This is a genomic window from Nonomuraea montanisoli, from assembly GCF_013363975.1.
Classification (GTDB): Bacteria; Actinomycetota; Actinomycetes; order Streptosporangiales; family Streptosporangiaceae; genus Nonomuraea; species Nonomuraea montanisoli.
The window spans coordinates 718,769-735,702 of the sequence record NZ_JABWGN010000002.1; the positions used below are offsets into that span (position 1 = coordinate 718,769).

Here is a 16,934-nt window from a genome sequence, read left to right on the forward strand (position 1 = left end):
AAAAATCTCGGGGAAAAGTCGCGGGGGGATGTCGAGAACCCGCGAGCGGCTCCGACCAACCGGTGAACGACGGCCCGGTGGCACACCGGGCGGTCACCGAACCGACATCAAGGAGCCGGCGTCATGCGGAAGATCATCTACTACGTCCACACCTCTCTCGACGGCCACATCGACGGCCCCGACGGGGAGTTCGACTGGCCCGCCGTCGGCCCGGAGATGTTCGCCCACTCCGACGAGCTGACCGCCCGGGTGGACACCTTCCTGTACGGGCGCGGCGTGTGGGAGGTCATGTCGGGCTACTGGCCGAACGCCGAGGCGTACTCCGACGACGAGCACGACCTGAAGTTCGCCCCGATCTGGCGGTCCACGCCGAAGGTCGTCTTCTCCACCACCCTCGACAAGGCCGACTGGAACACCCGGATCGCCGGCGGCGACCTGGCCGAGGAGGTCACCGAGCTGAAGCGTCAGCCCGGCAAGGACATGCTGCTCCTCGGCGGTTCGGCGCTGGGGGGCGAGCTGGCGCGGCTCGGCCTGATCGACGAGTACCACGTCGTGGTCCACCCGGTCGTGCTCGGCGGCGGGCGGCCGTTGCTCGCCACGCGGGAGCGGCGCGCTCTGCGCCTGGTGGAGACGCGCACCTTCGACGGGCGCACGGTGCTGCTCCGCTACGTCCCCGCAGGCGACGGCGACGAGGGTCGCGGGAGTCTGTGAGGCGGGTGGCGGCTCGGCCCCGGACACCTCAGCGCAGGCGGCGCAGCAGGGGCGACGGCTGGGGGTCGCAGGGCGCGACCCGGATCCGGGCGTCCACCGTCACCGCGCCGTCCGGGGAGACGATCACCGGGTTGAGGTCCAGCTCGGCCACCTCCGGCAGCTCCTCCAGCAGCCGCCCCACGCGGACGACCTGCCGCGCCAGGGCCGCCACGTCGGCGGGTCGCGCGCCCCGGTAGCCGTGCAGCAGCGGCGCGCACCGCAGCTCGCCGATCATCTCCGTGGCCGCGGCGGTGGTGACCGGCGGCACCCGGAACGCCTGGTCGGCGACCAGCTCCGCGGTGACGCCGCCCATCCCCACCATGACCAGCGGCCCGAACACGGGATAGTTGACCCCGCCCACGATGATCTCCACGCCGGGCGGCAGCATGGGCTGCACGGTCGCGCCGGTCATCCCGGGCCCGATCCGGGCCGCCATCTCCTCGTACGCCTCCCGGACCTCCTCCGGCGCGCGCAGCCCGAGCCGGACCCCGCCGACGTCGCTCTTGTGGACGGGACCGGCGGCCTTGAGCACCACCGGCAGGCCGAGCGACACGGCGGCCGCGGCCGCGGCGTCCGGCCCGTCCGCGTCCACCGACGGGACGAGATCGAGCCCGTAGCAGCCGAGCAGGCTCATGGCGGCCGCGGGGGACAGCCAGCGCCCGCCGGGACTTGCGGCCAGCTCGGCCCGGACGAGGGCGCGCGCCCGCTCACTCCCGGCGGGCGGCGGCTCCTCGGGCGCCTCGGCGGGACGCGCCCGCCACTCCGCGTACCGTACGGCGTGCGCGAGCGCCTCGACGGCCTGCTCGGGAAAGGCGTAGCCGGGGACGCGGCCCTCGATGAGCCCGTCGTGGCCGACGCACGCGAGCACGGGCTTGCCCGCTCCGTGCGCGCCGCCGTCGTCGCCGCCGGCGATCCTCTCGGCGGCCCTGGCGATGGCGCGGCGGGTCTCCTCCGGCCCGGACCCGAACGGCGGCGTGTAGACGACGATGACCGCGTCCACGTCGGGCGATCCCGCCACGGCCTCGACCGCCGCGCCGATCTCGGCGGCGAGCGCCTCGGCCGTCAGGTCGACGGGGTTGCCCACGGCCGCCGCCCCGCGGGCCCGCACCAGCCCGGCGGGCAGCTCGGGCACGACGAGGCCGTGCCGCTCGCAGGCGTCGGCGGCCATCGCCTGGGGACCGCCCGAGTTCCCCACGATGGCGACGCGGCGACCCCGGGGAAGGGGCTGGGAGGACAGCAGCCGGGCGGTGCCGATCAGCTCGTGGACGCTGTCCAGCCGGATCGCGCCCGCGGCGCGGACGAGCGCGTCCACGGCCACGTCCGGGGTGGCCTTGGCGGCGGTGTGGGAGCGGACCGCCCGGCTCCCCGCGCCGGTCCGGCCGCTCTTGACGAGCAGGACGGGCTTGGCGGCCGACACGCGGCGGGCGATGCGGGCGAACCGGCGCGGGTTGCCGAACGACTCCAGGTAGAGCGCGACGACGTCCGTGTCCGGGTCGTCCTCCCAGTACTCCAGCAGGTCGTTGCCGCTGACGTCGGCCTTGTTGCCCACCGAGACGAACGACGACACCTCCAGCCGCTCCAGCAGCGCCGCGCCCACGGCGCCCGACTGCGACATCAGCGCCACGCGGCCCCGGGAAGGGGTGATCGGCAGGAAGCTCGCGTTGAGGCGGGCGCCGGTGTTGACCACGCCGAGGCAGTTGGGGCCGATCAGCCGCATCCCCGCGGTCCGGCAGATCCGCAGCAGCTCGGCCTCGGCCCCGGCCCGCCCGGCCTCGGCGAACCCCGACGTCACCACCACCAGCCCCGCCACGCCGGCCTCGGCGCAGTCCCGGGCGACGTCGAGCACGCGCTCCGGCGGCACGGCGACCACGGCGAGGTCCACGGGGCCGGGCACGGCGCCCATGTCCGGGTGACAGGCCAGGCCGGCGATCCGGTCCGCCTTCGGGTTGACCGGGTGGAGCGGCCCGGCGAAGCAGCCGTCGACCAGGTTGCGCAGCACCCGGTGCCCCACGCCGCCGGGGTCGCGGCCGGCGCCGATGACGGCCACGGACCGGGGCGCGAGCACGTGGGCCAGCGACGCGCGCTCGGCGACGTGGTCGCGCGCCTCGACGCCGGCCCGCAGGAGGGCCGTGGGCCGGCAGGACAGGGCGACGCGCAGGGTGCCCGAGCCGGCGTGGCGGGTCGTGTCGAGCCCGAGGGCGGACAGCACATCGATCATGGCCCGGTTCTCGGCCAGCACGTCGGCGACCAGCTCCCGCACGCCGTGCGCCGCCGCGTCCAGCGCCACGTGCTCCAGCAGCAGCGTGCCGAGCCCGTGGCCGTGGACGGCGTCGTCGAGCAGGATGGCGAGGTCCGCCCGGCCGTCGCCGTACGGGATGTACTCGGCGACGCCCACCAGCCTGCCGCGCACGGTCGCCACCAGGGCGCGCCCCTCGTACCCGGGGCCGGTGACACGGTCCATGTAGGCGTGGGCGGTGTTGCGGCCGCCGGTGAAGAAGCGCAGGTAGGCCGAGCGTTCCGACGAGCGGTCCACCAGCTCGTGCAGGGCCCGCCGGTCGCCGGGGCACAGGGGGCGGACGTGCGCGATGCCGCCCTGCCGCAGGAGCACGTCGTACCCGGCGTCGGGACCGGCGTCGCGGGCGGACTCCCGCGCTGATCCGATGCGGGCGTCAGACATGGGAGATCTCCAGGTCGCGGACGGGGCGGCGCAGGGCGCGGGCCACGTACGGGCCGTACCCGAGCCTGATGATCATCTGGGGGTGGCCGCGCCTGTGGCGCGGGTCGCGACGGCCGCGCATGTCGCGCAGGTCGAGAGGCTGGTTGAGGAACGACGCCGACACGCCGTGCAGGGCGGCCACCAGGAGCATCCGTTGCAGGGCCTGACCGGCGCGCAGCCAGTCCACGGGGCGGTCGCCGGGGGTCGTCAGCACGGCGATCTGCGGGTGCCGTTCGAACCGGGCGCGCCCGCCGCGCCGCCCGAAGGAGCGCACCGGCGCCGGCTCCCCGGCCGGGCGCGGCCCGCGCACGTACGGCGGGAGCCCGTCGTGGCGCGGCTCGTACAGGGACGGCGGGAGCCCGTCGCGGCGGGGCTCGTACGGCGACGGACCGCGCCCGTCGCGGCGGGGCTCGTAGGGGGACGGGCCGCGCCCGTCGCGGAGCGGACCGGGCATCGTCCAGGCGGCCAGCTCGGCCTGGTAGTCGCGGTCGCGGGCCAGCTCGTCGTCGGCCGTCGCGGCCTGGTCGAGGACCTCCTCGGCGCCGGGACGGTCGAGGAGCACGAGGTTGGCACCCTCCCGCGACGCGGCGATCCGCAGGGCGGCCAGCACGTCCGGCGGCACCGGCTCGGCGGAGAACGGCTCGCGGTTGGTGCGCCGCCGCCAGATCAGGTCGTACAGCTCGCGCCCGCCGGGACGGCCGCCGGGGGCCTCGGCGGCGCGGACGGCGGCCAGCAGGTGCGGCTCGTCCTGACCGCCGGGCAGCAGCCACACCACCGGCCGGAACCCGGCCGCGCGCACGGCGAGCCGGAGGTTGAACAGGGCCGCGCCGCAGCTCACGTGCTGCGAGCGGCCGCGCGGGTCGCTGACCCGCAGCCGCCGGTCGGGGTCGGCGAGCAGCTCCACGAACGCGTGGCGGACGACGTCGAAGCGCCACGGCTGGGTGTTGAGCACCGACGGCGCCTGGCCCGCCGCGGCGAGCAGCCGCCGGACCCCGGCTTCCGTGGTCATCGGAGTGGCGGCGGGCGCGGCGGTTCGGCCGGCCGTGACCGTGGCGGCGTGCGCGGCGTGCGCGGCGGGCGCGGCGGACCGGGTGGCCGCGGTCGGAGCGGTCGGAGTGGACATGGCGTACCTCCCGACCCGACCCTCCCGCGGGCCCGGGGCGCCCGGCAGAGCCGGAGGACCCGCGTGATCGCGCCGAAGGTCCCACCGGGCAGGGAGGACCAAGGTCCCGTCGGCCGGGGCCGGGTGACCCTACGTGACGGCCTGGCCGATGCCGGAACCTTGCCGCCATGGATGTCCTTGATCTCTCGCGCTGGCAGTTCGGCATCACGACCGTCTACCACTTCCTGTTCGTGCCGCTCACGATCGGCCTGTCGGCCGTCGTGGCCGGGCTGCAGACGGCGTGGCACCGCACCGGCAGGCAGGAGTACCTGCGGCTGACGCGGTTCTGGGGGCGTCTGTTCCTCATCAACTTCGCGATGGGCGTGGTGACCGGCATCGTGCAGGAGTTCCAGTTCGGCATGAACTGGAGCGCCTACTCCAGGTTCGTGGGGGACGTGTTCGGCGCGCCCCTCGCGATGGAGGGGCTGGTCGCCTTCTTCCTGGAGTCCACGTTCCTGGGGCTGTGGATCTTCGGCTGGGACAGGCTGCCGAAACGGGTCCACCTGGCCACGATCTGGCTGGCCGCAGTCGGCACCACCCTGTCCGCCTACTTCATCCTGGCCGCGAACTCCTGGATGCAGCACCCCGTGGGCTACCGGATCCACGACGGCCGGGCGGAGCTGACCGACATCTGGGCGGTGCTGACCAACTCCACCACGCTGGTCACCTTCCCCCACGTGCTGTTCGGGGCGTTCCTGACCGTGGGCGCGTTCGTCCTCGGCATCAGCGCGTGGTTCCTGCTGCGCGGCCGGGACGTGGACCTCTTCCGCCGCTCGGCCCGCCTCGCGCTGGTCGTCAGCCTGGCGGCCGGGATCGGCGTGGCCGTCTCCGGGCACTGGCAGGCGCAGATCATGACCCGGCAGCAGCCGATGAAGATGGCCGCCGCCGAGGCGCTGTGGGAGGACGAGACGTCGGCCGGCTTCTCGCTGTTCGCGGTCGGCGACGTCGAGAACGGCCGCAACCACGTCAACCTGCAGATCCCGTACGGCCTGAGCCTGCTGTCCACCGACACGCCGCACGGCCGGGTGGAGGGCATCAACGACATCCAGGCCCGCTACCAGGCCCTCTACGGCCCCGGCGACTACCGGCCGGTGGTCGGCCTGGCCTACTGGTCGTTCCGGCTGATGATCGGGTTCGGGGCGCTGTCGGCGCTGCTCGCGCTGGCCGGGCTCTGGCTGACCCGGCGCGGCCGGGTCCCGGCGGGCCGCTGGGCCCACCGCGCGGCCATCGCCGGCATCGGCCTGCCGTTCCTGGCGAACTCGCTCGGCTGGATCTTCACCGAGATGGGACGCCAGCCGTGGACCGTCTTCGGCGTCATGCGGACCTCCGCGGCGGTCTCGCCCGGCGCGGACGTCACGTCGGTGGCCATCACCCTCGCCGGGTTCACCCTCGTCTACGCCGTGCTGGCGGCCATCGAGGTGCGGCTGCTGCTGAAGTTCATCCGCATCGGCCCGCACGAGCCCGAGGCCGACGCCGAGCCCGCCGCCCCCGCCCTGGCCTACTGAACGCCCGCCGCCCCCGCCCCGGCCTGCTGAACGCCCGCCGCACGCCCGCCCGAACGCCGCGCAAGAGCTTGTGAGGACACGTCGTCATGGAACTCACCACCGTCTGGTTCGCCCTCATCGCCGTCCTGTGGACCGGCTACTTCGTCCTGGAGGGCTTCGACTTCGGCGTCGGCGTCCTGCTGCCCTTCCTGGCCCGCGGCGAGGCCGACCGGCGCGCCGCCGTGGGCACGATCGGCCCCGTCTGGGACGGCAACGAGGTGTGGCTGCTGGTGGCGGGCGGCGCGACCTTCGCCGCCTTCCCCGAGTGGTACGCCACCCTGTTCAGCGGCTTCTACCTGCCGCTGTTCCTCATCCTGCTGGCGCTGATCGCCCGCGGCGTGGCCCTCGAGTACCGCGGCAAGAGCGACGGCACGCGCGGCTGGGACCGGGCCTTCTTCTGGGGTTCGCTCGTCCCGGCGCTGCTGTGGGGCGTGGCCTTCGCCAACATCGTGCGCGGGGTCCCGCTCGACGCCGGCCACGAGTACACCGGCACGCTGCTGACCCTGCTCAACCCGGTCGCGCTGCTCGGCGGCGCGGCCACGTTGCTGCTGTTCACGCTGCACGGCGCGGTGTTCCTCGCCCTGCGCACCGTCAGTGACCTGCGCCGGCGCGCGATCCGGGCGGCCCGGGTGCTGGCCCCGGTGGCCCTGGTCGTGGTGACGGCGTTCCTGGTGCTCATCCGCTCCGGTGCGCTGTCCTGGGTCGCGGTCGCGGTGGCCGTCGCCGGCCTCCTCGGCACCGTGGCCGCCACGGCGGCCGGCCGCGACGGCTGGGCGTTCGCCGCCAGCGCCGCCGGCATCGCGGCGTTCACCGCCACGCTGTTCACGAGCCTGTGGCCGGACGTCATGCCCGCCCTCGACCCGGCCAACAGCCTCACCGTGGCCAACGCGGCCTCCTCGCCGTACACGCTCACGGTGATGACCTGGGTCGCCGCCGTCTGCACGCCGGTCGTGCTCGCCTACCAGGCGTGGACGTACTGGGTGTTCCGCCGCCGCCTCACGGGCGAGCCGCCGCGCGCGGCCCTGCACTGACCTGCGTGCGAAGGTCCCGGCGGCGGAGGCACAGGGCCCCTCCGCGCGGGACCTTCGGCCCTGCCCGCGGCGTCGCTCCCGTGATGGTCTGGTCTCATCACCTCTGGGAGGTATCGCCATGATCACCCGTACGGCAGAGCACCGGGAACGCGTCATCCAGGGAGCGCTCGAAGCGGCGCGCTGGGCGCCGTCCGTGCACAACACCCAGCCGTGGAGCTTCGCCGTCTCCGGCGAGGAGATCAGCCTGCGCGCGGACGTGGACCGCAAGCTGCGCCTGGGCGACCCCTCCGGCCGCGAGCTGCTCATCAGCTGTGGCGCCGCCCTGTTCACGATCCGTACGGCGCTGCGCTGCGAGGGCGTGGAACCGGTCGTGCGGGTGCTGCCGGACCCGGACCGCCCCTCGCTCGTCGCCACGATCACGCTGGGTGAGCCTGCCGAGCCCGACGACCGGGTGCGCGCGATGGGCCGGCAGATCGAGCGGCGGCGCACCCACCGGGCCGGGTTCACCGACCTGCCGGTGCCCGAGCGGCTCATGGACGGCCTGGTCCGCGAGGCCAGGATCGAGGGGGCCAGGCTGACGCCGGTCCGCGCGCCGGTCGCGGTGACGATGCTCGCCGCCCTCACGCAGGCCGCGCAGGGCGCTCAGTCCCAGGACCGGGTGCTCACCCTGGAGGTCATCCGCTGGGCCCGGCCGCCGGGCAGCTCCCGCCGCGACGGCGTGCCCGCCGAGGGCTACCCGCGCACCGCGCCGCCCACGGACCCCGACTTCCCGCAGCGCGACTACGCCTGGCGGCACGAGTGGGGCAGCGAGGCCGACCTCAGCCGCTCCGCGTCCGTGGGCGAGGTGGCGCTGCTGACCACGACCGGCGACACCCGCGAGCAGTGGATCGCGGCCGGTCAGGCGCTCCAGCGGACGCTGCTGCACGCCTGCGCCCACGGCGTCAGCGCCGCCTTCCACACGCAGGCGCTGGAGATGTACCACCTGCGGGAGTTCCTGCGCCACGAGCTGTGCTCCGACGAGTACCCGCAGATGATCATGCGGCTGGGCATCACGTTCGACGACAAGGAAAGTGTCCGCCGATCCCTGGCCGAGATGCTCCAGTGACGTGCGGACCCCGGTGGGCGGGGGTGCGAAACTGGTCGTATGACGCAAGGGGAGCACCGCCCGTTGATGCCCAACATGCGCCTGGACGAGCTCCTGGCGGAGCTCCAGGTCCGCCTCAACGCGGTCCTGGCCACCCGTGACCGGGTCCACACGCTGCTGGAGGCGGTCGTCTCGGTCGGCAGCGACCTCGATCTGGAGACCGTGCTGCGGCGCATCGTCCAGACGGCCACCAACCTGGTCGACGCCAGCTACGGCGCCCTCGGCGTGGTCGGCCAGGAGAGCACGCTGCTCCAGTTCATCCCCGTCGGGCTGACGGAGGAGGAGATCGCCCGGATCGAGCACTGGCCGCACGGCCTCGGCCTGCTGGGGCTGCTCATCAAGGACGCCAGGCCGCTGCGGCTGGGCCGCATCTCCGACCATCCCGAGTCGTACGGGTTCCCGCCGGGTCACCCGCCGATGGGCACGTTCCTCGGCGTGCCCGTGCGCGTCCGCGACGAGGTGTTCGGCAACCTCTACCTGACCGAGAAGCGCGGCGGGGGAGAGTTCGACGAGGAGGACGAGGCCATCGTCATCGCGCTGGCCACCGCCGCCGGCGTCGCCATCGAGAACGCCCGCCTGTACGAGGAGACGCGGCGGCGCGAGACCTGGCTGGAGGCGTCCTCCGACGTCACCACCCGCCTGCTGTCCGGGGCCGACCCGCGCGAGGTGCTCGCCCTGATGGCGGCCCGGGCGCGCCAGATGACGGACGCCGACCTGGTCCAGGTCCTCCTGCCGGGGCCGGACGACGGCGCGCTGCGGGCCGAGGTGGTCGAGGGCGAGCTGCCGCCCGAGGCGGCCGGCCTGGCGTACGAGCTGACCGGCTCCGCCGCGGGCGAGGTGTTCACCGGCGGCCGGGCGCTCAGCGCGGGCGACCTGCTCGACGCCGAGTCGCCGCTGCGCGCGCTCGGCTACGGTCCCGAGCTGCTGATGCCGCTCGGCGCCGGGCAGACCGTACGCGGCGTGCTGGCCCTGGCCAAGCGGTCCGGGCGGCTGCCCTTCAGCGGCTCGGAGCTGCGCATGCTGGAGGCGTTCGGCGGCCAGGCGGCGATCGCGCTGGAGCTGGCCGAGGCGCGCCGCGACGCCGAGCGCCTCACGCTGCTGGAGGATCGCGACCGCATCGCCAAGGACCTGCACGACGTGGTCATCCAGCGGCTGTTCGCCATCGCCATGACGCTCATGAGCACGGTGCGCCTCGTGGAGCGCCCCGAGGCGTCCGCCAGGCTCCAGCACGCCATCGACGAGCTGGACGAGACGATCCGGCAGATCCGCTCCACCATCTTCGCCCTGCAGAACGTGCCCGACGTGGCCGCGCCGAGCCTGCGCGCCCGCGTGGTGGACCTGGTGGAGTCGGCGCGCGGCCACCTCGGGTTCATGCCCGGCCTGCGCATGGAGGGCCAGCTCGACCACCGCGTGCCCGAGGAGCTCGCCGAGCAGTTGCTGGCCGTGCTGCGCGAGGCGCTGTCCAACGTGGTGCGGCACGCCAAGGCGTCGCGGGCCGACGTGTCGGTGGAGGTCGTGGGCGACCACCTCACGCTCACCGTGCGCGACAACGGGGTCGGGCTCACCCGGGACGGGCGGCGCAGCGGCCTGCGCAACATGGAGGAGCGCGCCGTCGCGCTCGGCGGCGACTTCGACCTCAGCTCTCCGGACGAGGGGGGCACCCGGCTGTGCTGGAGCGTCCCCGTGTGACCCGCGGCCGAGCGGCTGCGGCCGAGCGGCCGAGCGGCCGAGCGGCTGTGACCCGCGGCCCGGCGGCGCTTCAGGCGTGGGTGATCTGCCGGCCCGTCACCTGCTCCATGTCCACCACGATGTAGTGGTTGCGCTCACCCGGCGCCCAGGCGGCCGGCGACAGCTCCGACAGCCGCGCGATCTCGTCCGGGTCCCGTACGGCCCGGGCGCGGCCCACGGCGGTCACGGACCAGCCGGTCCGCCGGTCCACGTCGAACTCGTCGGCCTCGAACGCCACCACGGCGTGCCGGGTGGCCGCGGCCAGCTTCGAGCCGGTGCTGGTGCGGATCACCACGCTCTCGCCGTCGAGGCGGAAGGTCACCGGCTGCACCGCGGGAAGGGCGTGGTCGGTGAACACGATCCGCCCGATCGGCGCGCGGGACAGCAGGCGCAGGCACTCCTCGCGCGTGAGCACCCGCAGTCCGGACGAGTCCAAGGTGTACATGTCTCCAGGATCGGCGGCCGGGCCGTTCGTGCTCAGGGCCGAAGGTCCCGTCGTCGCCGCCGTTCGGCGCCGAACGCGGGCAGCCGAGCGTCGCGTGAGGCCGTCAGTCGCGCTTGTCGGCGCGCAGGCGGGCGGCCAGCGCGGCGGCCTGGGTGCGGCGCTGCATGTTGAGCTTGGACAGCAGGTTGGACACGTAGTTCTTGACGGTCTTCTCGGCGAGGAACAGCCGCTCGCCGATCTGCCGGTTCGTCAGGCCCTCGCCGATGAGGTCGAGGATGTGGCGCTCCTGGTCCGACAGGGCGGCCAGCGGGTCCTGGCGGGTGGCCTGGTCGCGCAGCCGCTGGAGCATCGCCGCCGTGGTCTGCGGGTCGAGCAGCGACTGCCCCGAGGCCACCGTGCGGACCGCGCCGACCAGGTCGGAGCCGTGGATCTGCTTGAGCACGTAGCCGGACGCCCCGGCCATGACCGCGTCGAACAGCGCGTCGTCGTCCGCGTACGAGGTGAGCATGAGGCACGCCAGCCCCGGCAGCCGCGAGCGGGCCTCCCGGCACACGTCCACCCCGCTGCCGTCGGGCAGGCGAACGTCCAGGACCGCCACGTCGGGCTTGAGCGCGGGGATGCGGGCCACCGCCGACTCGGCGGTGCCGGCCTCGCCGATCACCTCGATGTCGTCTTCGGAGTCCAGCAGGGCGGCCACGCCCCGCCGCACCACCTCATGATCATCGACGAGGAACACACGAATCATGACTCCGACGCTAACCGGCGGCTCGGGCCTTCCGGAAGGGCCGAAGGTCCTCAAAAGCCGCGTGTCCTGGAGTTGGCGGGCCGCGGGGTGCCCGCGGCGCCGGTGGGAAGGACTCGAAGGGGGCGAACGGGGGAGGACATCGATGATCGTCGCTGGTGTGGACGGGTCGCGGGCCGGGCTGGAGGCCGCCGGATGGGCGGCGGCCGAGGCGGCCCTGCGCGCGGCGCCGCTGAAGCTCGTGCACGCCCTGCCCGCCTGGGCGTGCGCGCCCGCGGACGGCCGGTACGCCGAGGTGGCCCGCTGGATGCGCGAGGGCGGCAGGACCGTGCTGGCCGCGGCCGAGGAGCGGGTGCGGCGCGAGCGGCCGGAGGTCGCCGTAGAGGCCGCGCTGCTGCCCGGCGACCCCCGGGCCGCCCTGGTGAAGGCCGCGGCGGGCGCGGACCTGCTGGTCATCGGCGGGCACGGCCTCGGCGGCGTGCGCGGCATGCTCGTGGGGTCGGTGGCGTACGGCGTGGCGGGTCACGCGCCGTGCGACGTGGTCGTGGTGCGCGAGGCGGCGGCGCCGGCGCGCGGCGAGGTGGTGGCCGGAGTGGACGGCTCGTCGTCGTCCGGCCGGGTGCTCGGCTTCGCCTTCGCCGAGGCGCGGCTGCGCGGGGCGACCCTGCGGGCCGTGCACGCCTGGGCCTGGCCGCGGATCGGCGGGTTCCCGCCGGCCGACCCGGAGCGGGAGGGCGACGAACTGGCCGCGCTGAAGGCCGCCCTGGCCGACCGGCGGGAGCGTCACCCGGACGTGCCGGTGGTCGAGGAGGTCGTCCACGGGCATCCGGTGGCCGTGCTCCTTCAGGCCGCGAAAGGGGCGGACCTGCTGGTCGTGGGCTCCCACGGCCACGGGACGTTCGCCGGCATGCTGCTCGGCTCCGTCAGCCAGGCCATGCTGCACCACGCGCCCTGCCCGCTCGCCGTGGTCCGCGGCGGAGACTGACCGCCGCCCGCCGCCCGCCGCCCGCGGTCCGAGAGCCGTTTTGTCGTGTTCCGCGCTAATCGCGGCGGCTGATCCGGAAATGCGATCTTCCCCACGGCGGTCCGGAGTAGGATGACGTCGGACCCGACCCGTACGGCGTTCGGATCGAAGGAGGCGCCCCCGTGAGCGAGCTGGAGCGAGTGCCGCCGGGCGTGGACCCCCGCGTCCCGAGTGTCGCCCGGGTCTACGACTACCTCCTGGGCGGCAAGGACCACCTCGCGATCGATCGCGCCTTCGCCGACAAGCTGCTCGCCGTCGCGCCCGAGACGCGGCTCGTCGCCCGCGCCAACCGGCTCTTCCTCGTCCGCGCCGTCCGTCACCTGGCCCGGCGGGGGGTGCGCCAGTTCCTCGACCTCGGCACCGGCATCCCGACCTCGCCGAGCGTCCACGAGGTGGCCCGCGCGCTCGCGCCCGACAGCCGGGTCGTCTACGTCGACTACGACCCCGTCGTACGCCTCCACAGCGAGGTGCTGCTGGCCAGCTCGCCCGGCGTCGAGGCCATCCAGGCCGACCTGCGCGAGCCCGGCGCCATCCTCGGCGACCCGCGTGTCACCCGCCTGATCGACTTCTCGCAGCCGGTCGGCGTGCTCATGGTCGGCATCCTGCACTTCATCCTCGACAGCGAGGACCCCGCCGGCATCGTGGCGGACTTCCGCAAGTGGATGGCGCCCGGCAGCCACCTCGTCGTCACCCACGCCATGGCCGACAGCTCGCCCGAGGCGATCGCCCAGCTCAGCACCGCGACGGCCGGCACGTCGGCGCAGTCGGTGTTCCGCACCCGCGAGGAGGTGCTGCGGCTGACCGAGGGGTTCGAGCTCGTCGGGCCGGGCCTCGCGCCGGTCCACGAGTGGCGGATCCCGGGCGAGGAGGAGGACGAGTCGCCCATCCCGCTGCTGGAGGGCGTTCCGGCGGTCCGCATCGACGCCGCCGTCGGCCGCCTGGTCACCCCCGCCGAGCCCGGCGGCCTCTGACCCGCCGAGCCTGTCAGGGGCCGGTCCGGAAGGCGGTCGCCCGGCCGGGCGTGAAGCGGGCTCTGCCGGGTAGCCGGACGGGGAGGAAGCGCCACACCCTTTTCCGAGGGAGGCTCTCGATGGACACCCCGCGAACCAGAGCGGACCGCACACCCGTCCAGATCGCCGCACTCATCGTCGGAGCGGTGTTCCTGCTGGTGGGCGTGCTGGGCTTCATCCCGGGCATCACCACGCACTACAGCGCCATCGCCTTCGCCGGTCACCACTCCGGGGCGTTGCTGATCGGCGTGTTCCAGGTGTCGATCCTGCACAACATCGTCCACCTGCTGTTCGGCATCGCCGGCATCGTGCTGTCCCGCACCTGGAGCGGGGCGCGCGGGTTCCTGATCGGCGGCGGGGTCATCTACCTGCTGCTGTGGATCTACGGGCTGATCGTCACCAAGACCAGCGCGGCCAACTTCGTGCCGCTGAACACGGCCGACGACTGGCTGCACTTCCTGCTCGGCATCGTGATGATCGCGCTCGGCTTCCTGCTGGCGCGCCGTCCGGCCCTCACCAGGTGAATCCGCCCCGGCCGGGGCCGAGCGGCTCCGGCCGGCGGCGCAGCGACCGCACGCTGTGCGCGGCGCGTCTCAGCCTGCGCCCCGCGTACGGCACGCCGCCGCCCAGCGCGGCGCCCACCGCCAGCCAGGCGCACGTGGCCCGCTCCAGCACCCACACCGGGGCGAACAGCGACGCGGTCCACGGGAACACCCGGCGGCCGCCGGCTCTGCGCCTGCCCGCCTCCGCAAGCCCCACCGCCAGCCCGGCGGCCACGGCCAGCGTCCCGAACCGGCGCCGCGCCAGCCCGGCCGCCGCCGCGGGCAGCACGGACAGGAACACCGCCAGGCGCGCGGGCTGCGCCAGGTCGTCGTACGCCTGCCGTACGCGCTGGGACCAGAACCGGGAGACGTCCGGCGGCAGGCGGCGCACGTACAGGCCGGGGGCGTGGTACTCGACGCCGCCCCGGGCGCGGACGGTGCGGATCAGCTCCAGGTTCTCGAACAGCACGTCGCCGTCGTAGCCGCCCATCGCCCAGAAGAAGGAGCGCCGGACCCCGAACGTCCCCGGGTAGTCGGCGCCGAGGGCCCGGTTGAGCAGCGTGCGGGCGGTGTCCCAGCGGGCGTGCCAGGGGAGCGGGTCGAAGTGGTTCTGCGGCCGGACCAGGTCGGCCCCGGCCAGCAGGGCGTCCATCCCGGCCAGGGCGGCGGGCTCGTAGCGGACGTCGTCGTCGGCGATCACCACGTGCTGCGCGCGGGCCAGCCGCAGGCCCGTCGTCACGCCGTTCACCTTGCCGTTGGCGAACCGGAGTCCGGGATCGGGACGCACGTGCGTCACCAGCCCGCGCCAGCGCTCGGCGTGCCGGTCGAACAGCTCGTCCCTGCTGCCGTCCACGACGATCACCCGCGCCTGCCGGGACAGCTCGCGCAGGTACGCGGTCAGCTCCTCCAGGCCCTCGTCACCGTCCCAGCGCAGGGGCAGCACGTAGTCGAGCCCGTGCCGATCCGCCGAGCCGGCCACGCGAGCCAGGACCGGCACGGGCGTCGAGCCGGGCGCGGGCGTCATGCCGGCCGCCGTGCCGGGCGCGGGCGTCGTGCCGTTCATGGGGGTCGCGCCGGCCTCGCCCGGTCCGCGGGTCTGGCGGGGCGTGCGGGTGAGACGGGTCATGCGGCTCATGCGGTGCTCGCCACCGCACTCTCCGCGCCTGCCGTCCCCGCACTCTTCGCGCCGGCCGTCCCCGCGCTGTCCGCGCAGGCCTCGAGCGGCTCCAGGGAGGACGCCCCGCGCCGCCAGCACCCCAGCACGTGCTCCGACCACAGCCGCTCCACCTCCAGGGCGCACGCCGCCCCGTACAGGATGTCGCCCGCCAGCGACGGGTCCTGCGCGGCCAGGCCCGCGCACAGGTCGTGCGCGGCGATCTGCTCGTGGACGGCGTCGGCCTGCACGTGCTCGTCGAAGAACCGGGCCGTCGCCGCGTCGCCGCCGAGCCGCCGCAGGCCCTCGGCGTACTGCCGGTTCGGCAGCGAGGACGTCATCTCCAGCGCCGCGAGATGCCCGGCCGCGGCGCCCCGCAGCCTGCGGTGCAGCCCGAACAGCGACATCACGTTGGACACCGCCAGCGTGACGCCGGGAACCCGGTCCAGGTAGGCGCCGTAGGAGTCGTCCAGGCCGAGGCCCCGCATGGTGACCCGGAACAGCTCCGCGTGCATCCGCTCCGTCCGGCCGCCGCCGTACTCGTCGGACTGGATCTCCACCAGCGCCGCCTTCGGGCCGCCGCGCAGCCGGGGGATCGCCCACGTGTGCGGGTCGGCCTCCTTGAGGTGGTACACCGAGCGGTGCGCCACGAACTCGCGGAACTGGCCCAGATCGGCCTGGCGCCGCAGGAACGCCGCCATCGACGGCCCCCCGCCGGGCGCGGTCAGCTCGGCCAGCGCCGCCCGCACCCCGCCCGGAGGCACGTCCGGCGGGCGCGGCACCGCCCGCGCCAGGGCCCGCTCGAAGCGCCGTTCGAGGACGGCCCGGAAGGCCAGCAGCGACGGCTCCCACTCCCAGCGCGGATCGACGCCGTCGAAACCCTGGTAGTGCAGCTCGTAGCAGGTGAACAGGGCGAGCTGGAGGTCCGCGTCGCCCAGCTCGCACGCCACCCGGGCAGACCCTCCCTCCGGCGCGGAGGAGGCGGCGAACGCGTCACCCGCCCACGAGCCCAGGAACGGGCCGGTGAAGGGATGCTCGCCCGTCGGCGGGTCCAGGGACGGGGCTGCGGCGAGGCGGGCGAACAGGGCCGCAGTGACGGGCCCGCGGGGACGCGGCAGGCGCATCACGCCTCCCCGGTCAGCCGGTAGACCGACACGTGCGCCCGGCTGTCGTCGCCGAACGGCGCGCCCTCCCAGTCGGCCCAGCGCGACTCCAGCGTCATGCCGGCCAGGCGGCCCATCAGGTCCAGCTCGGCGGGCCAGGCGTAGCGGTGGTTGGCGGGCAGCAGCCGCAGCCCCTCATCCGTCATGCGGACGCGGGTCGTGTACATCATCTGGGTGGCGGGCGCCAGGCGGGCGGCCTCGGCGGTGACGGCCTCCTCCGACAGGGACAGCAGCCGCAACGCCGGCCCGCGCGCGAAACCGCTCAGATCCGGCACCCACGCCTCCACCACGAACCGGCCGCCCGGCTCCAGATGCCCGGCCGCGTTGCGGAAGCACTCCACCTGGGCGTCCTGGGACGGCAGCGCGAAGATCGTGTTCGCGGTCAGGACCACCAGGGCGAACCGGCCCTCGACCCGGGTGGCCGAGAAGTCGCCGACGGCCACCGGGATGCGGTCGCCGCCCGGCTTGCGCCGCAGCTCCGCGACCATCTCCGGCGAGCCGTCCACACCCGCCACGGTCAGCCCCCGGGCCGCCAGGGGCAGTGCGAGGCGTCCCGTCCCGATCCCGAACTCCAGCACCGGCCCGCCACCGGCCAGCCGGAACAGCCGCTCGACGGTCGCCTCGGTCGGCAGGTCCCGGGCGGTGGCGTCATAGATGTCGGCGATGCTCCGCCCGTAGGCGGAGGCGTCGAATGCTGCCGCCATGAGACCCCCGTCCCCTCATGTTTCCGCAGGTGAAGTGCTGCCCGCGCGGTTCCGGGGCAAACTCGGCCGACCCGGG

General features: G+C 74.8%; 15 protein-coding genes. 8 read left to right on the plus strand and 7 right to left on the minus strand.

Translation table 11 applies throughout. The features are described 5' to 3' along the window. Positions 1-123 precede the first annotated feature (123 nt). Positions 124-711 carry a dihydrofolate reductase family protein gene (locus HTZ77_RS06730; protein WP_175588521.1) on the plus strand — a complete coding sequence of 196 codons (588 nt, stop codon included), beginning with the start codon at positions 124-126 and terminating at the stop codon, positions 709-711. Between the two features lie 28 nt (positions 712-739). Here the strand turns inward: HTZ77_RS06730 and HTZ77_RS06735 are convergent, their stop codons facing one another. Beyond that, positions 740-3,427 carry a bifunctional acetate--CoA ligase family protein/GNAT family N-acetyltransferase gene (locus HTZ77_RS06735; RefSeq protein ID WP_175588522.1) on the minus strand — a complete coding sequence of 896 codons (2,688 nt, stop codon included), beginning with the start codon at positions 3,425-3,427 and terminating at the stop codon, positions 740-742. After that, the gene (locus tag HTZ77_RS06740) at positions 3,420-4,589 is read right to left on the minus strand and encodes a nitroreductase family protein (RefSeq protein WP_175588523.1); all 1,170 of its coding nucleotides are present in this window, start codon (positions 4,587-4,589) and stop codon (positions 3,420-3,422) included. The genes HTZ77_RS06735 and HTZ77_RS06740 overlap by 8 nt, the downstream gene beginning before the upstream one ends. Positions 4,590-4,756: 167 nt before the next feature. Between HTZ77_RS06740 and HTZ77_RS06745 the strand changes: the two genes are divergently transcribed. The 4 genes from HTZ77_RS06745 to HTZ77_RS06760 all read left to right on the plus strand — a co-directional run bounded on the left by HTZ77_RS06745 (position 4,757) and on the right by HTZ77_RS06760 (position 10,036). After that, the gene (locus tag HTZ77_RS06745; RefSeq protein ID WP_175588524.1) at positions 4,757-6,133 is read left to right on the plus strand and encodes a cytochrome ubiquinol oxidase subunit I; all 1,377 of its coding nucleotides are present in this window, start codon (positions 4,757-4,759) and stop codon (positions 6,131-6,133) included. 86 nt (positions 6,134-6,219) lie between these two features. Then, entirely contained in the window at positions 6,220-7,203 is a 984-nt protein-coding gene (gene cydB, locus HTZ77_RS06750; RefSeq protein ID WP_175588525.1) for a cytochrome d ubiquinol oxidase subunit II, read from the plus strand. 118 nt (positions 7,204-7,321) lie between these two features. Then, positions 7,322-8,308: an Acg family FMN-binding oxidoreductase gene (locus tag HTZ77_RS06755; RefSeq protein WP_175588526.1), complete on the plus strand. Its 987-nt coding sequence runs from the start codon at positions 7,322-7,324 to the stop codon at positions 8,306-8,308. Between the two features lie 39 nt (positions 8,309-8,347). After that, positions 8,348-10,036, plus strand: a complete 1,689-nt coding sequence (locus HTZ77_RS06760; RefSeq protein WP_175588527.1) for a sensor histidine kinase — start codon at positions 8,348-8,350, stop codon at positions 10,034-10,036. A 70-nt stretch (positions 10,037-10,106) separates the two neighbouring features. Here HTZ77_RS06760 and HTZ77_RS06765 read toward each other — a convergent pair whose 3' ends face one another. Both HTZ77_RS06765 and HTZ77_RS06770 read right to left on the minus strand, forming a co-directional pair. After that, positions 10,107-10,520, minus strand: a complete 414-nt coding sequence (locus HTZ77_RS06765) for a pyridoxamine 5'-phosphate oxidase family protein (protein WP_175588528.1) — start codon at positions 10,518-10,520, stop codon at positions 10,107-10,109. Positions 10,521-10,623: 103 nt separating this feature from the next. Then, positions 10,624-11,265: a response regulator transcription factor gene (locus HTZ77_RS06770; RefSeq protein ID WP_175588529.1), complete on the minus strand. Its 642-nt coding sequence runs from the start codon at positions 11,263-11,265 to the stop codon at positions 10,624-10,626. A gap of 142 nt (positions 11,266-11,407) precedes the next feature. Between HTZ77_RS06770 and HTZ77_RS06775 the strand changes: the two genes are divergently transcribed. The 3 genes from HTZ77_RS06775 to HTZ77_RS06785 all read left to right on the plus strand — a co-directional run bounded on the left by HTZ77_RS06775 (position 11,408) and on the right by HTZ77_RS06785 (position 13,820). Beyond that, positions 11,408-12,247 carry a universal stress protein gene (locus HTZ77_RS06775; RefSeq protein ID WP_175588530.1) on the plus strand — a complete coding sequence of 280 codons (840 nt, stop codon included), beginning with the start codon at positions 11,408-11,410 and terminating at the stop codon, positions 12,245-12,247. Between the two features lie 161 nt (positions 12,248-12,408). Further along, positions 12,409-13,257, plus strand: coding sequence for an SAM-dependent methyltransferase (locus tag HTZ77_RS06780; protein WP_175588531.1), 849 nt, complete (start codon positions 12,409-12,411; stop codon positions 13,255-13,257). Between the two features lie 119 nt (positions 13,258-13,376). After that, a complete protein-coding gene (locus tag HTZ77_RS06785) occupies positions 13,377-13,820 on the plus strand; it encodes a DUF4383 domain-containing protein (protein WP_175588532.1) in 444 nt (147 codons plus the stop codon). Here HTZ77_RS06785 and HTZ77_RS06790 read toward each other — a convergent pair. The 3 genes from HTZ77_RS06790 to HTZ77_RS06800 are packed head-to-tail and all read right to left on the minus strand — an operon-like array spanning position 13,810 to position 16,858. Further along, on the minus strand, positions 13,810-14,964 hold the full coding sequence (locus HTZ77_RS06790) for a glycosyltransferase (protein ID WP_235994345.1): 1,155 nt from the start codon (positions 14,962-14,964) through the stop codon (positions 13,810-13,812). The genes HTZ77_RS06785 and HTZ77_RS06790 overlap by 11 nt on opposite strands. A gap of 5 nt (positions 14,965-14,969) precedes the next feature. Then, positions 14,970-16,115 (minus strand): iron-containing redox enzyme family protein, encoded by a 1,146-nt coding sequence (locus tag HTZ77_RS06795; protein WP_175588533.1) that lies wholly within the window; start codon positions 16,113-16,115, stop codon positions 14,970-14,972. Continuing rightward, complete coding sequence (locus HTZ77_RS06800; protein ID WP_175588534.1) at positions 16,115-16,858, minus strand: class I SAM-dependent DNA methyltransferase; 744 nt, start codon at positions 16,856-16,858, stop codon at positions 16,115-16,117. The genes HTZ77_RS06795 and HTZ77_RS06800 overlap by 1 nt, the downstream gene beginning before the upstream one ends. Positions 16,859-16,934: the final 76 nt, after the last annotated feature.